Source organism: Aliirhizobium wenxiniae (assembly GCF_019511445.1).
Classification (GTDB): domain Bacteria; phylum Pseudomonadota; class Alphaproteobacteria; order Rhizobiales; family Rhizobiaceae; genus Neorhizobium; species Neorhizobium wenxiniae_A.
In genome coordinates, this window is sequence record NZ_JAEUAN010000018.1 from 14,379 (window position 1) to 28,418 (window position 14,040).

Annotated in this window: 13 protein-coding genes; 8 read left to right on the top strand and 5 right to left on the bottom strand. The window is 58.9% G+C overall.

Going from position 1 to position 14,040, the window contains the following annotated elements; all coding sequences use genetic code 11:
• Window positions 1–203 precede the first annotated feature (203 nt).
• Window positions 204–833 carry a MarC family protein gene (locus JNB91_RS20630; RefSeq protein WP_220327361.1) on the top strand — a complete coding sequence of 210 codons (630 nt, stop codon included), beginning with the start codon at window positions 204–206 and terminating at the stop codon, window positions 831–833.
• A 132-nt stretch (window positions 834–965) separates the two neighbouring features.
• A complete protein-coding gene (locus JNB91_RS20635) occupies window positions 966–2,111 on the top strand; it encodes an HPP family protein (protein ID WP_220327362.1) in 1,146 nt (381 codons plus the stop codon).
• A gap of 15 nt (window positions 2,112–2,126) precedes the next feature.
• Here the strand turns inward: JNB91_RS20635 and JNB91_RS20640 are convergent, their stop codons facing one another.
• Together JNB91_RS20640 and JNB91_RS20645 are read right to left on the bottom strand one after the other, a co-directional pair.
• Window positions 2,127–2,393, bottom strand: coding sequence for a hypothetical protein (locus JNB91_RS20640; protein WP_220327363.1), 267 nt, complete (start codon window positions 2,391–2,393; stop codon window positions 2,127–2,129).
• A gap of 62 nt (window positions 2,394–2,455) precedes the next feature.
• On the bottom strand, window positions 2,456–3,031 hold the full coding sequence (locus JNB91_RS20645; protein WP_220327364.1) for a single-stranded DNA-binding protein: 576 nt from the start codon (window positions 3,029–3,031) through the stop codon (window positions 2,456–2,458).
• A gap of 284 nt (window positions 3,032–3,315) precedes the next feature.
• On the opposite strand from JNB91_RS20645, the gene uvrA reads away from it, so the two are divergent.
• Both uvrA and JNB91_RS20655 read left to right on the top strand, forming a co-directional pair.
• Window positions 3,316–6,237 carry an excinuclease ABC subunit UvrA gene (gene uvrA, locus JNB91_RS20650; RefSeq protein WP_220327365.1) on the top strand — a complete coding sequence of 974 codons (2,922 nt, stop codon included), beginning with the start codon at window positions 3,316–3,318 and terminating at the stop codon, window positions 6,235–6,237.
• Between the two features lie 29 nt (window positions 6,238–6,266).
• Window positions 6,267–7,076 (top strand): DUF72 domain-containing protein, encoded by an 810-nt coding sequence (locus JNB91_RS20655; protein WP_220327366.1) that lies wholly within the window; start codon window positions 6,267–6,269, stop codon window positions 7,074–7,076.
• A gap of 12 nt (window positions 7,077–7,088) precedes the next feature.
• Here the strand turns inward: JNB91_RS20655 and JNB91_RS20660 are convergent, their stop codons facing one another.
• Window positions 7,089–8,585: an NAD(P)H-hydrate dehydratase gene (locus tag JNB91_RS20660; protein ID WP_220327367.1), complete on the bottom strand. Its 1,497-nt coding sequence runs from the start codon at window positions 8,583–8,585 to the stop codon at window positions 7,089–7,091.
• A gap of 343 nt (window positions 8,586–8,928) precedes the next feature.
• On the opposite strand from JNB91_RS20660, the gene JNB91_RS20665 reads away from it, so the two are divergent.
• From JNB91_RS20665 to hspQ, 4 genes are all read left to right on the top strand, one after another.
• Entirely contained in the window at window positions 8,929–9,267 is a 339-nt protein-coding gene (locus JNB91_RS20665) for a P-II family nitrogen regulator (protein ID WP_003515720.1), read from the top strand.
• Between the two features lie 49 nt (window positions 9,268–9,316).
• On the top strand, window positions 9,317–10,726 hold the full coding sequence (gene glnA / locus JNB91_RS20670; protein WP_220327368.1) for a type I glutamate--ammonia ligase: 1,410 nt from the start codon (window positions 9,317–9,319) through the stop codon (window positions 10,724–10,726).
• A 116-nt stretch (window positions 10,727–10,842) separates the two neighbouring features.
• Window positions 10,843–11,769 carry a DMT family transporter gene (locus JNB91_RS20675; protein WP_220327369.1) on the top strand — a complete coding sequence of 309 codons (927 nt, stop codon included), beginning with the start codon at window positions 10,843–10,845 and terminating at the stop codon, window positions 11,767–11,769.
• Between the two features lie 85 nt (window positions 11,770–11,854).
• On the top strand, window positions 11,855–12,184 hold the full coding sequence (gene hspQ / locus JNB91_RS20680) for a heat shock protein HspQ (RefSeq protein WP_183989313.1): 330 nt from the start codon (window positions 11,855–11,857) through the stop codon (window positions 12,182–12,184).
• Window positions 12,185–12,294: 110 nt separating this feature from the next.
• Here hspQ and JNB91_RS20685 read toward each other — a convergent pair whose 3' ends face one another.
• Together JNB91_RS20685 and ttcA are read right to left on the bottom strand one after the other, a co-directional pair.
• Entirely contained in the window at window positions 12,295–13,116 is an 822-nt protein-coding gene (locus JNB91_RS20685) for an inositol monophosphatase family protein (RefSeq protein ID WP_220327370.1), read from the bottom strand.
• Window positions 13,117–13,149: 33 nt separating this feature from the next.
• Entirely contained in the window at window positions 13,150–14,016 is an 867-nt protein-coding gene (ttcA, locus tag JNB91_RS20690; protein ID WP_220327371.1) for a tRNA 2-thiocytidine(32) synthetase TtcA, read from the bottom strand.
• Between the last annotated feature and the right edge of the window lie 24 nt (window positions 14,017–14,040).

A 14,040-nucleotide genomic window follows, 5' to 3' on the forward strand; every position in this document is an offset into this window, starting at 1 on the left:
GGAATCAGTTGCATTTTTATATCGGAAAGAGGTAACGAGCGCCAATTTCCGCAAGGGTTTTGAACAGCTTTCGACGCCATTCACGGCAAGACTTTGTCCATCGCCGCAAACGCGGCAATGGTCCCGACTTCCCGTTAAGCCGGGAGTGTCCTAACAATCATCCAGCGGGTTCGCAAGGAACTCGAACCATCAAGGAATTATATATGGCAACCGCCGATGCGCTGATCAACGCGATGACGACCATGCTGGTGACGCTGGATCCACCGGGGCTGGCCCCGGTCTTCCTCGGCCTGACTGTCGGCATGACGGCAGCACAGCGCAAGCAGGTGGCTCTGCGCGGCTCGATTATCGGCTTCGGCATCCTGACCGTGTTCGCACTTTTCGGTGCGGGCGTACTGGGCCTTCTCGGGATCTCGATGGGGGCATTCCGCATCGCCGGCGGATTGCTGCTCTTCTGGATCTCGTTCGAAATGGTGTTCGAACGTCGTCAGGAGCGCAAGGAAAAGACCTCGCAGGCGGCGATCACAATCGACCATATCCGTGATCTGGCGGTCTTTCCGCTGGCCATACCGCTGATCGCAGGCCCCGGCGCGATATCGGCAACCGTGCTTCTCGCCGGCACATTCACGGCGCCATTCGACCGGGCGCTGCTGATTGCGGTTATCGCGCTTATGATGCTCATTCTCTACGTGACGCTGCTGCTCGCAGAGAAGCTCGACCGCCTGCTCGGCGTTACCGGTCGGGCCATTCTAACTCGGCTTCTCGGCGTGCTTCTTGCCGCACTTTCGGTGCAGTTCGTCGTGGACGGCGTGCGCTCGGCATTCGATCTCTAAGCTTTTCGGCTAGACGATATCGGGCTTTGAAAGCCTGAAAGCATGACGTGGCAAAATACCTTCCGCTTGCGGCGGAGGCATGCCATCAGAAATATCGGCAGCCCCCCCTGGCCTGCCGCAGGGAATAACGACATGCGCCCCATGCTTCGCCGGCTGCTGCCGGATACGCCACCTGTCACCGGAAGAGAACGGCTGCGAGCCTCGACCGGCGCGCTGCTCGGCATCTTGATCACCGGCCTGATCGGAAGCCTGGCGATCGGGCCAGATCCCTCTCTGCCCGCGCTGATCGCCCCGATGGGCGCATCCGCCGTGCTCCTCTTTGCCGTGCCGGTCAGCCCTCTGGCGCAGCCCTGGTCGATCATCGGAGGCAATACGATCGCGGCGCTAGTTGGGGTGGCAGCCGCCGCGATCGTTCCTAATCCATTCGCCGCCGCCGCACTGGCGATCGGCATTTCCATCGGGCTGATGATGACGCTGCGCTGCCTGCATCCGCCGAGCGGCGCAATCGCGCTGACGGCCGTGCTCGGCGGACCGGCTATTCACGATCTCGGCTATGCCTTCGTCATCTGGCCGGTGCTTGGAAATTCATTCGCGCTTCTCGCCCTTGCCCTTATCTTTAACAATGTCACCGGTCGAAGATATCCGCACAGGGCGCTGCCGGCCTCGACCGATCACGGCACCAAGGACCCCGCCCCGATCCAGCGGATCGGCTTTTCCTCCGATGACCTAGACGAGGTGCTGAAGGAATATGATGCGTTTCTGGATGTTGACCGCGACGACCTCGAAACCATCCTGCGACGCACGGAACTGCGATCCTACCGTCGCCGCGGAGGCGATTTATCCTGCGACAGCTTCATGTCCCGCGACGTAGTGACTGCCTCTCCAGCTATGTCGGTGCTGGATGCGCAGAAACTCATGCAATCGCATCACATCAAGGCCCTGCCAGTGATCGGACAGGACGCGAAAGTGATCGGCATCGTCACGCAGACGGATCTTTTCGACAAGGTGAACTGGGTCGGAGCACCTTCGAACCTCGTGGCACGGATACTTCTCGCCGTTTCCGGCAAGGCTGAACCACGCGGCACGGTCGAGACCATCATGACATCGCCGGTGACCACCGCTCAGCCGGATATGCCGCTTGCCGAGGCCATCATCCGCTTTGCCGAAAACGGCCTTCACTATCTGCCTGTGATAACCGGAGACAACCGGCTGGTCGGCATTCTGTCTCAATCGGACGTTCTGATTGCCATGCTGGCGGACCGGGACGGACGACCGTAACTCAAGCGGACCGAGCTATCGATCGGTCCGCTTGGCCTTCAGGATACGCTTCCAGATGGTCCCGCCGAGGAATTTGTTGAAGACGACGAAATAGGCGACGATCAGCACGAAACATAACAGTGCTGGTCCGCCATCCAGCGCAAATCCGTTTTCGGTACGCCCTCCGAAGAGCGACGCAACAAGAAAGCCTGCAGCCCAGAAGACGGTGAAGAAATCAAGGATGGCGGCAAGGACGATCCGCCAGGTGGCAGGTTGTCTGGAGATGTTGGTGGTGTCGCTCATGATGCCCCTTGAAACTCAGCGATTGCAGCACGCATGAAAAAGGCGCCTTGCGGCGCCTTTCATCAGAATGGGATATCGTCGTCGAGATCGCGGGAGAAGTTGCCGCCACCGGACTGGCCGCCGCGGCCACCCTGATTGCCGCCTTGGCCGCCCTGACCGCCGGAGCGGGGACGATCGTAATCGTTGCCGCCACCACCGTAACCGCCACCGAAATCATCACCGCCGCCGAAATCGCTCGAACCGCCGCGACCGCCGCCGAAGCCGCCGCGATCACCGCCGCCCTCGCCGCGACCATCCAGCATGGTCAGCGTCGAGTTGAAGCCCTGCAGCACAACTTCCGTCGAATAGCGGTCATTGCCGTTCTGGTCCTGCCACTTGCGGGTCTGGAGCGCACCTTCGATGTAAAGCTTGGCGCCCTTCTTTACATACTGTTCGATGACCTTGCACAGACCTTCGTTGAAAACGACGACCGTGTGCCACTCCGTCTTTTCCTTGCGCTCGCCGGAATTGCGGTCGCGCCAGGTCTCGGACGTCGCGATACGCAGGTTGGCGATCGGGCGACCATCCTGGGTACGACGGATTTCCGGGTCTGCTCCCACATTGCCGATCAGGATGACCTTGTTGACGCTGCCTGCCATATCTTTTCACCTTACTCTGCCGCCACCGCGGCGAAAAACCGATAGGCGCACCATAGACCATAGGCCGGTCGAGGCGCGACCTCCCCTTTTCCCGCATCCACAGTTTCCGGCACCATCCACATACATTGAATTTTGTTCTTTATTTGTTCTATTTTATTCCTATACTCCTGTCAACGGAGTCGGAACCACGGGCGTTTGCACCAGTTTCGCCTCGACAGACGGATATCCATGACTACATAAGGGCCTTCAAATCCTCCCAGATGGGCCTCCCCAAAGGCATGACGATGAGCGAACTCAAGACTATTTCCATACGTGGTGCGCGCGAGCACAATCTGAAGGGCATCGATCTCGACCTGCCCCGCAATTCGCTGATCGTGATGACCGGGCTTTCAGGTTCGGGAAAATCGTCGCTTGCCTTCGATACTATCTATGCCGAAGGGCAGCGCCGCTACGTCGAAAGTCTTTCAGCCTATGCGCGCCAGTTCCTGGAAATGATGCAGAAGCCGGATGTCGACCAGATCGAGGGCCTGTCTCCGGCGATCTCGATCGAACAGAAGACGACCTCGCGCAACCCGCGCTCGACGGTCGGCACGGTCACCGAAATCTACGACTACATGCGCCTTCTCTTTGCACGTGTCGGCGTTCCCTATTCGCCGGCAACGGGACTTCCGATCGAAAGCCAGACGGTCAGCCAGATGGTCGACCGGGTGCTCGACCTGGAGGAAGGAACGCGGCTCTACATCCTTGCGCCGATGATCCGCGGCAGAAAAGGCGAGTACAAGAAGGAACTCGCCGACCTGATGAAGAAGGGGTTCCAGCGCGTCAAGGTCGATGGCCAGTTCTACGAGATCGCCGATGTTCCAGCGCTCGACAAGAAATACAAGCATGACATCGATGTCGTGGTCGATCGCCTCGTGGTGCGTTCCGATATCGGCGCACGTCTCGCCGATAGTCTCGAGACTTCGCTGAAGCTGGCTGACGGGCTGGCGGTGGCGGAATTTGCCGACAAGCCGCTGCCGGCGAACGAAACGGCGGCCGGTGGCTCCGCCAACAAGTCGCTCAACGAAACGCATGAACGCGTGCTGTTTTCTGAAAAATTCGCCTGCCCGGTTTCCGGATTCACCATTCCGGAAATCGAACCGCGCCTCTTCTCCTTCAACAATCCTTTCGGCGCCTGCCCGACCTGTGATGGTCTGGGCTCGCAGCAGAAGGTGGATGAAAACCTGATCGTGCCGGAACCGGCCCGCACGCTGCGCGACGGCGCGATTGCGCCATGGGCCAAGTCTTCTTCGCCCTATTACAACCAAACGCTGGAAGGTCTCGGCAAGGTATTCGGCTTCAAGCTCTCCGACCGCTGGGACAAGCTTTCCAGCGAGGCGCAGACGGCGATCCTCAAGGGCACCGAGGAGAAGATCGAATTCAACTATGCCGACGGCGCCCGTTCCTACAAGACGGTGAAGAATTTCGAAGGCATCGTGCCCAATCTGGAGCGCCGCTGGAAGGAAACCGACAGTGCCTGGGCGCGTGAGGAAATCGAGCGCTACATGTCGGCCGCCCCCTGCCCGGCCTGCGCCGGTTATCGCCTCAAGCCGGAAGCGCTGGCGGTCAAGATCAACAAGCTGCATATCGGCGAGACGACCGAGATGTCGATCAAAGTGGCGCGCGACTGGTTTTCGGCGCTCCCAGAACACCTGAACGCAAAGCAGAACGAGATCGCCGTCCGCATCCTCAAGGAAATCCGCGAGCGGTTGCAGTTTCTCAACGATGTCGGTCTCGACTATCTTAGCCTGTCGCGCAATTCCGGCACGCTGTCGGGCGGTGAAAGCCAGCGCATCCGGCTTGCCTCGCAGATCGGTTCCGGCCTGACCGGCGTTCTCTACGTTCTGGACGAGCCGTCGATCGGCCTGCACCAGCGCGACAATGCCCGTCTGCTGGAAACGCTGAAGCACCTGCGCGACATCGGCAACACGGTCATCGTCGTGGAACATGACGAGGACGCGATCCTGACAGCTGATTATGTCGTCGATATCGGCCCTGCGGCCGGCATCCATGGCGGCACGGTGGTGGCCGAAGGCACTCCGCAGCAGGTCATGGCGAACCCGAAGTCACTGACCGGTAAATACCTGTCGGGTGAACTCGGCGTCGCCGTCCCGGCAGAGCGGCGCAAGCCCAAGAAGGGCAAGGAAATCAAGGTCGTCGGCGCCCGCGGCAACAACCTGAAGAATGTCACGGCATCGGTTCCGCTCGGCGTCTTCACCGCGGTTACCGGCGTATCGGGCGGCGGAAAATCCACCTTCCTGATCGAGACGCTCTACAAGTCGGCGGCACGCCGCGTCATGGGCGCGCGCGAAATCCCGGCCGAACACGACCGCATCGACGGGTTCGAGCATATCGACAAGGTCATCGATATCGACCAGTCGCCGATCGGCCGTACGCCACGCTCCAACCCGGCCACCTATACGGGCGCCTTCACGCCGATCCGTGACTGGTTTGCGGGCCTGCCGGAGGCGAAGGCGCGCGGTTATGCTCCGGGCCGCTTCTCGTTCAACGTCAAGGGCGGCCGCTGCGAGGCCTGCCAGGGCGATGGCGTCATCAAGATCGAGATGCACTTCCTGCCGGATGTCTATGTCACCTGTGATGTCTGCCACGGCAAGCGCTACAATCGCGAAACGCTCGACGTTCATTTCAAGGGCAAGTCGATCGCAGACGTGCTCGACATGACGGTCGAGGAAGGTGTCGAATTCTTCTCGGCGGTGCCTGCCGTGCGTGACAAGCTGCAGGCTCTCTTCGATGTCGGCCTCGGCTATATCAAGGTCGGCCAGCAGGCAAACACGCTTTCAGGCGGCGAGGCGCAGCGCGTCAAGCTCGCCAAGGAGTTGTCGAAACGGTCCACCGGCCGCACGCTCTATATCCTCGACGAGCCGACTACCGGCCTGCATTTCCACGACGTCTCGAAACTCTTGGAAATGCTGCACGAACTGGTCAACCAGGGCAATTCCGTCGTGGTCATCGAGCACAATCTCGAGGTCATCAAGACGGCGGACTGGATCATCGATATCGGCCCTGAAGGCGGTACCGGCGGCGGCGAGATTGTGGCCTCCGGCACGCCCGAACAGGTGGTCAAAGAAAAGCGCTCCTATACCGGCCAGTTCCTCAAGGAACTGCTCGAACGGCGGCCTGCGAAAAAGGTTCAGGCGGCGGAGTGATCCGTCGCCACACATTTGTGGAGGGGAACATGACGGCATCCGGCACAATCCGCACCGGCATCGGTGGATGGACCTTCGATCCGTGGGAGGGGAGTTTTTATCCCGAAAAGCTGGCGAAGAAACGCCAGCTCGAATATGCCGCGAGCAAACTCAAGGTCATCGAGGTCAACGGCACCTATTACGGCTCGCAGAAGCCCGAAACCTTTGCCAAATGGGCTTCGGAAGTGCCGGATGGTTTCATCTTCTCGCTGAAGGCCAGCCGGTTTACCACCAATCGCAAGGTTCTGGCTGATGCCGGTGAATCGATCGAAAAGTTCCTCACCCAGGGACTGGTTGAGTTGGGCGACCATCTCGGGCCGTTATTGTGGCAATTCGCGCCGACGAAGAAATTCGAACCGGACGATTTCGAGGCATTCCTGAAGCTTCTGCCGGAGGCGCTCGAAGGACTGCCGCTGCGGCATGTCGTGGAAGTGCGGCATGACAGTTTCAAGGTCCCGGAATTCATCGCCCTTCTGGAAAAATACAAGGTTGCGCCGGTCTGCGCCGAACATTTCGACTATCCGATGGTGGCCGACGTGACCGCCGATTTCGTCTATGCCCGTCTGCAGAAGGGGTCGGATGATCTTGCGACCTGTTACGCCGACGGCGACATGAAGGTCTGGGCGAAATGGCTGAAGACATGGGCCGAGGGCGGCGTGCCTGCCGATCTCCCCCTCGTCGATGAGGCCCGAAAAGTCGCGAAGCTTCCACGCGATGTGTTTGCCTTCTTCATTCATGAGGGCAAGGTCAACGCGCCGCAGGGCGCGATGGCGATGCAGGCTCTCGTCGACGGCAGCTAGAGGCTTTAGGAACTAGTTGGGTTCGGCAAGTTTCGCCATGGCCTTTCCGGCCTGGGTTGCCAGATCTTCCGCGGTCAATCCGGGCCCGCAGAGATGTGCCGCTTCCGCATGCAGGTATACGCCGGCGCAGGCCGCCTCAAATGGCGGCATGCCCTGCGCCAGCAGCGCGCCGATCATGCCGGCCAGCACGTCGCCGGAACCGGCGGTCGCCAGTGAGGCCGGGCCGTTCGAATTGATATTGGCGCGCCCATCTGGTGCTGCAATCACCGTGTCGGCCCCCTTGTAGACGATCACCGCACGCGCGCGTTCGGCTGCCTTTTGCGCCTTCTCGATCTTTCCGAGATTTGGGTCGGCGGCAAGATCGGGGAAAAGGCGACCGAACTCCCCCTCGTGTGGTGTCATAATCAGATGCGGTTCACGGCTCGAGAAGGCGTCGAATAGTGTTTTCGGGTCATCCCTGAAGGAGGTGATGCCGTCTGCATCGAGAACGAGCGGATGATTGCGGAGGGCAATTGCGAAATCGCGCGTCCGCTCTCCGATGCCGAAAGCCGGACCGAGAACGAAGGCAGAGAGTTTTGCCACCTCAAGCCAGGCATGGAGGTCGTCCACTCCATCGACCTGACGCAGCATGATTGCTGTCAGATGATCCGCGTTGATCGCCATTGCGTCCTCCGGCGACGCCACCGTGACGAGTCCGGCTCCAGTCTTCAGTCCGGCAAGCGCAGACAACCGTGCGGCCCCCGTTGAGGCGGCAGGCCCGGAAAATACGCCAAGATGCCCTCGTTTGTATTTATGACTGTCAGCTCCGGAGGAAGGCAGCAATCCGCGCCAGAGTTCCAGGCGGTTTTCATGGATCCGCCTGGCCGCCGCCAGCACGATCCGAGCCGGAATGCCGATATCGAAAACCTCGATATCACCACAGAGAGACTTTCCGGGAAGAAGCAGATGTCCCGGTTTTCGCGCCATGAAGGTGACGCTGCAATGCGCGCGAAAAGCTCCGCCACGTGGCTTGCCGGTCAGCCCGCAGATACCGGATGGTAAATCGACGGCAAGCACCGGCAATGACGCGTCGTTCACCTGCGCAATGATTTTCTGAACATTTTCGGGCAGATCCCGCGACAGGCCCGCGCCGAACAGGGCGTCGATGACGACATCCCCTGCGCTTGGCTGAAATTCTTCCAGCGCTGCGGGCTGACCGCCCCATTTTTCAAAGGCGAGCCTGGCATCGCCGCGCAAAACTGTCGGGTCCTCGGCAGCAAAAACAGCAACCACAACTCCGCTTTCGGCAAGCACCGAGGCCGCGACATAACCATCGCCACCATTGTTTCCCGGGCCGCATAAAACGACGAAACGCAACGCGGCCGGAAAGCGCCTTAAGGCGGTGGCGGCAACCGCATGACCTGCCCGCACCATCAGATCAAAGGACGGTATACCCGATGCGGCGGCGGCAGCATCAGCCTGAGCCATCTCATCTGGGGTCAACAAAGTATGTGCTGGAATGGCGGACATCGAATTCACTCTCCGCCACGAACAAGGTGCAAGCAGTACGCCCGCGCCCACAAAGCCCAAAAAATCATCAACTGCATAATTTTACGCCTCAACAAACCAAGCGGGCAGCCTTAAGGATTTTTCGCGATTTTGTCACAAAACAGTTCGCTGCGGCGTCATTTCACATCAAAATCATGGGCAAGCCTACGCTTGTCGCGGCTTCCGGCATGGAAATGGACAGGAATACGTGCAAAATGACAATATCCTTTTGAAAGTCCAACATTAGTTTGGCACGATATCTGCATTGGCATGGCCGAGTGGGTCGACGACCCGCGCATAGGGAGAAGCGGAGAGATAGTTTCTCATGAAGAAGATCGAAGCGATCATTAAACCCTTCAAGCTCGACGAAGTGAAGGAAGCCCTTCAGGAAGTCGGCTTGCAGGGCATTACGGTAACCGAAGCCAAGGGCTTTGGTCGCCAGAAGGGCCATACCGAACTTTACCGCGGCGCCGAATACGTCGTGGACTTCCTGCCCAAGGTAAAGGTGGAAGTGGTTCTTGCCGACGAGAATGCCGAAGCCGTGATCGAAGCGATCCGCAACGCGGCGCAGACTGGACGGATCGGCGACGGCAAGATATTCGTGTCCAACGTCGAGGAGGTCATCCGTATCCGCACAGGCGAGACGGGTGTAGACGCGATCTAGCCGGCTCGGCGTGACCGTTCATATCGTTACTGAAATCGAGGAACCTGTAATGACGAGCGCAAGCGAAATCATGAAACAAATCAAGGAAAACGACGTCAAGTTCGTTGACCTTCGCTTTACTGACCCGCGCGGCAAGCTGCAGCATGTGACGATGGATATTTCCGCCGTGGACGAGGACATGTTCGCCGATGGCGTCATGTTCGACGGTTCCTCGATCGGTGGCTGGAAGGCTATCAACGAGTCCGACATGGTGCTCATGCCCGACCCGGCAACCGTGCATATGGACCCGTTCTTCGCCCAATCGACGATGGTGATCTTCTGCGACATTCTCGACCCGATCTCGGGCGAATCCTATAACCGCGACCCGCGCGGCACGGCCAAGAAGGCGGAAGCCTATTTGAAGGCATCGGGCATCGGTGACACGATCTTCGTTGGTCCTGAGCCGGAGTTCTTCGTTTTCGACGACGTGAAGTACAAGGCTGACCCGTACAATACCGGTTTCAAGCTGGATAGTTCCGAACTGCCGTCCAACGACGACACGGATTACGAGACCGGCAACCTCGGCCACCGTCCGCGCGTCAAGGGCGGCTATTTCCCGGTTCCGCCGGTCGACAGCCTGCAGGACATGCGCTCCGAAATGCTGACCGTGCTCACCGAAATGGGCGTCGTCGTCGAAAAGCATCACCACGAAGTGGCGTCCGCCCAGCACGAGCTCGGCGTCAAGTTCGACACGCTGGTGCGCAATGCCGACAAGATGCAGATCTACAAGTATGTCGTGCATCAGGTTGCCAATGCCTACGGGAAGACGGCCACCTTCATGCCAAAGCCGGTTTATGGCGACAACGGTTCGGGCATGCACGTGCACCAGTCGATCTGGAAGGACGGCAAGCCGACCTTTGCGGGCGATGAGTATGCAGGCCTGTCGGAAAGCTGCCTCTACTACATCGGCGGCATTATCAAGCATGCCAAGGCGATCAACGCCTTCACCAATCCGACGACCAATTCCTACAAGCGTCTGGTTCCCGGCTATGAAGCACCGGTCCTGCTTGCCTATTCGGCGCGCAACCGTTCCGCTTCCTGCCGCATTCCGTTCGGCTCCAACCCGAAGGCCAAGCGTGTCGAGGTTCGTTTCCCCGATCCGACCCAGAACCCCTATCTCGGGTTTGCCGCCATGCTGATGGCCGGTCTCGACGGGATCAAGAACAAGATCCATCCGGGCAAGGCCATGGACAAGGATCTTTACGACCTGCCGCCGAAGGAATTGAAGAAGATCCCGACCGTCTGCGGAAGCCTGCGTGAAGCGCTCGAAAGCCTCGACAAGGATCGCAAGTTCCTGACTGCCGGCGGCGTGTTCGATGACGACCAGATCGATGCCTATATCGAACTGAAGATGACGGAAGTGATGCGTTACGAAATGACGCCGCACCCGGTCGAATTCGACATGTATTATTCGGCGTGATCTGCCGGACAACATGACATGCGGTCCAAACCGCATCCAGAAACGGCGGGCTTTCCCGCCGTTTTTCTTTTCAACGGCCTCAGCCGCATGCGGCGATATTTTATTCCTGGTGAAAGATGGCTCCCCAAGCAAAGCCTGAATCAGGCCGGCCTGTAGACTGGCTGATTTTCTCCCTCGTCCCGATTTTCTTCTCCAGCAACATGATCTTCGGCCGCGGCATCATCGGTGACGTCGCGCCCTATACGACGGCCTTTTTGCGCTGGGCTGGCTCGACCGCGATCATGCTGCCGTTCATCTATGCCGACCGGCGCGCCAGCGCGCTTTTCGTACGCAACCATTTCTGGCTCTGGCTACTGCTCGGAGGGCTCGGCATGGGCATATGCGGCGGGCTCGTCTACTGGTCGCTGACCTATACGAGTGCCGCCAACGGCACGCTGATCTACACGACTTCACCGCTTTTCATCATCCTGTTCCAGTGGATGTTTAGTGGCCGCAATATCAGCGGTCGGGAGCTGGCCGGCATGCTGGTCGCATTTGCGGGCGTCATTTCAATCGTGCTGCGCGGCGATCCCGCGGCACTGCTCACCCTCAGCTTCAATATCGGCGACCTCGGCATTCTCGTTGCCGCCATCTCCTTCGCCATCTACTCAATACTGCTGAAAAATCCTGCTCTGCAGCAGCTTTCTCCGCTGGCTCTTTTCGGCATTATCGCGCTTTCGGGTGCACTGGTTCTTTTGCCACCGAGCATATGGGAGGTTCTGAACGGTGGGCCAATTCCTGATTCAGCTTCAGACTGGTGGAAGATCGCCGGCATGGTCGTCTTCGCGTCGCTTGCAGCCTTCTTCTGCTTTCAGCATGTGGTGCGCGTGTTCGGGCCTGCGACGGGAGGCATTACACTCTACCTGATGCCGCCGGTTTCCATCGTCATGGCCATGGTCTTTCTTGGAGAACCCTTCGAGACTTATCATGCACTCGGCATTGTGCTTGTATTGGGTGGCGTCGTGCTTGCATCCTTGAAAGGCAAGAGACACATTAAGGCATGAAAAGCGGCAACCGACATCAGAAAACACCAGATCTTGATGTTTATGCGCCGCGACACCACATTATTCTGTGAAAGGACATCGCACCATGAAACAGAAAAACGCAAAGTTCATGATTGGGGAGGTCGTCCGTCACAAAGTATTCCCGTTCCGTGGCGTCATATTCGATGTTGACCCGGAATTTGCGAATACTGAAGAGTGGTGGAACTCGATCCCATCAGAAATCCGGCCCGCCAAGGACCAGCCGTTCTATCATCTGCTCGCCGAAAACGACGACACGGAATACGTGGCCTATGTTTCGGAACAGAACCTCGAGCATGATGAAAGCGAGCAACCGCTTCGCAACCCGCAGGTCTATCAGATCTTCGAACCGCGCGATGGCGGCCAGTTCAAGCCGAAGATGATCTTGGCGCACTAAACGCCAGCAGCACAACTGAATCTAAAAGCCCGGCAGTGCCGGGCTTCTTTTTGTGGGAACGGTTCAGCCGGATGCAGTGCCGACCGTTCGGCTCCTTGCGCCAAGGCCAATCAGCCGATGATTTCTCGGCGCAAGGTATTCCAGCTATCCTCATCCGTTGCCACCAGCAGCCCACCTTCAACGTGATGAGGCAGATAGGCGGATCCGTCCAGCCTGCGGATGTAGCCGCCCGCTTCGGTGCCGATCAATGTCCCCGCAAGGTGATCCCACGGCATCAACTTGTTATAGAGCGCGAACTGGACGTGGCCGCTGGCGAAGGTGCGGTATTCGTGGGCCGCGCAGCGGTAGCTGGCAAAAAGCCTGACCTTGGCGAGATTGGCGAGGATCTGTTCGCGTTCATGGCCGAAGAAATAGCCGGCAGAGGCCATGCCGATCATCTCGCCAAGCGGCTGGGGTGCTGCGACGGACAGCTTGACCGCCTCACCATCAGGGCGGCGAAGGAAGGCGCCTGCGCCCTTTTCCGCCATGACCCAGTCGTCGCCCATCGGATCGTAGATAATGCCGGCTACCGTTTCGCCCTTGTAGACGACGGCGGCCATGACGCCGAAGGCTGGAATGCCGGAGGCGAAATTGAATGTGCCGTCGATCGGATCGACGACGACCGCAAGTTCCGCATCGGCCAATTTGCCGAGAAGCGACGGATCAGCCGCGACCGATTCTTCACCGATGAAAAGCGCTCCCGGCACGACATTGTCGATTTCCCGACGGATCAGCCTTTCCGCAGCTTCGTCTGCCTCGGTGACCAGATCCGATGGCTCACTCTTTGATCGGATATCATCACCACCCAGCCGGCGAAAGCGGGGCAATATTTCAGTTTTGGCGGCTGTTTTCAGGAGTTCGGCGAGCTTGAGGACATCGAGTGGCAAAGTCATTTAAAATCCAATCTGCGTTTCAAGATGGCAAGATCAGTCGTCGGCCTTGGCCGACAGGCCGGAAAAATCAAAAAGTTTCGGATCGAGAAGATGAGCCGGGTTCACATGGGCAAGCGCACGCAACATCGTGTCCTTGCGGCCTGGCATGCGGATTTCGATATCAGCGAGCATCTGCTTCATCGCATTGCGCTGCAAGCCGTCCTGCGAGCCACAGAGGTCACAGGGGATGATCGGAAACTGCATTGCAGCTGAAAATTTCGCCAGATCGTCCTCGGCGCAATAGGCCAGCGGCCGCAGCACCATGAGGTCACCCTCGTCGTTCAAGAGCTTAGCCGGCATGCCGGCAAGGCGTCCGCCGTGAAAGAAATTCATGAAAAAGGTTTCGAGAATATCCTCGCGGTGATGACCGAGGACGAGAGCCTGACACCCTTCCTCGCGCGCAACGCGGTAGAGATTGCCACGGCGCAGCCTGGAACAGAGCGAGCAATAGGTGGCACCCGAAGGCACTTTTTCCTTCACGATCGAATAGGTATCGCGATATTCGATCCGGTGCTTCACGCCGATCGAGGTCAGATATTCCGGCAGGATGTGTTTTGGGAAATTCGGCTGGCCCTGATCGAGATTGCAGGCAATCAGTTCGACCGGCAGAAGCCCACGCCATTGCAGATCGAGCAGGACAGTGAGCAGCGCATAACTGTCCTTGCCGCCCGAAAGGCCAACAAGCCATCGCTGCTGGTCCTTCAGCATGCCGAAATCTTCGAATGCCTGGCGCACCTGACGCAGCAGACGCTTGCGCAGCTTGTTGAACGACACCGAGTTCGGCGCATCGCGAAACAATGCCGGTGCGAGACCGGTCACGGCCTCGTCCATCTCGTCTTCGATAACAGCGTTCAATCCCATGGCAAACCTCATGCAAGACGGGCG

What these genes read in the sequence shown, in the direction of transcription:
- JNB91_RS20660 (WP_220327367.1), bottom strand. Translation starts at nt 8,585, where the DNA reads ATGTCCGCCATTCCAGCACATACTTTGTTGACCCCAGATGAGATGGCT.
- JNB91_RS20665 (WP_003515720.1), top strand. Translation starts at nt 8,929, where the DNA reads ATGAAGAAGATCGAAGCGATCATTAAACCCTTCAAGCTCGACGAAGTG.
- JNB91_RS20655 (WP_220327366.1), top strand. Translation starts at nt 6,267, where the DNA reads ATGACGGCATCCGGCACAATCCGCACCGGCATCGGTGGATGGACCTTC.
- JNB91_RS20630 (WP_220327361.1), top strand. Translation starts at nt 204, where the DNA reads ATGGCAACCGCCGATGCGCTGATCAACGCGATGACGACCATGCTGGTG.
- hspQ (WP_183989313.1), top strand. Translation starts at nt 11,855, where the DNA reads ATGAAACAGAAAAACGCAAAGTTCATGATTGGGGAGGTCGTCCGTCAC.
- ttcA (WP_220327371.1), bottom strand. Translation starts at nt 14,016, where the DNA reads ATGGGATTGAACGCTGTTATCGAAGACGAGATGGACGAGGCCGTGACC.
- JNB91_RS20640 (WP_220327363.1), bottom strand. Translation starts at nt 2,393, where the DNA reads ATGAGCGACACCACCAACATCTCCAGACAACCTGCCACCTGGCGGATC.
- JNB91_RS20675 (WP_220327369.1), top strand. Translation starts at nt 10,843, where the DNA reads ATGGCTCCCCAAGCAAAGCCTGAATCAGGCCGGCCTGTAGACTGGCTG.
- uvrA (WP_220327365.1), top strand. Translation starts at nt 3,316, where the DNA reads ATGAGCGAACTCAAGACTATTTCCATACGTGGTGCGCGCGAGCACAAT.
- JNB91_RS20645 (WP_220327364.1), bottom strand. Translation starts at nt 3,031, where the DNA reads ATGGCAGGCAGCGTCAACAAGGTCATCCTGATCGGCAATGTGGGAGCA.
- glnA (WP_220327368.1), top strand. Translation starts at nt 9,317, where the DNA reads ATGACGAGCGCAAGCGAAATCATGAAACAAATCAAGGAAAACGACGTC.
- JNB91_RS20635 (WP_220327362.1), top strand. Translation starts at nt 966, where the DNA reads ATGCGCCCCATGCTTCGCCGGCTGCTGCCGGATACGCCACCTGTCACC.
- JNB91_RS20685 (WP_220327370.1), bottom strand. Translation starts at nt 13,116, where the DNA reads ATGACTTTGCCACTCGATGTCCTCAAGCTCGCCGAACTCCTGAAAACA.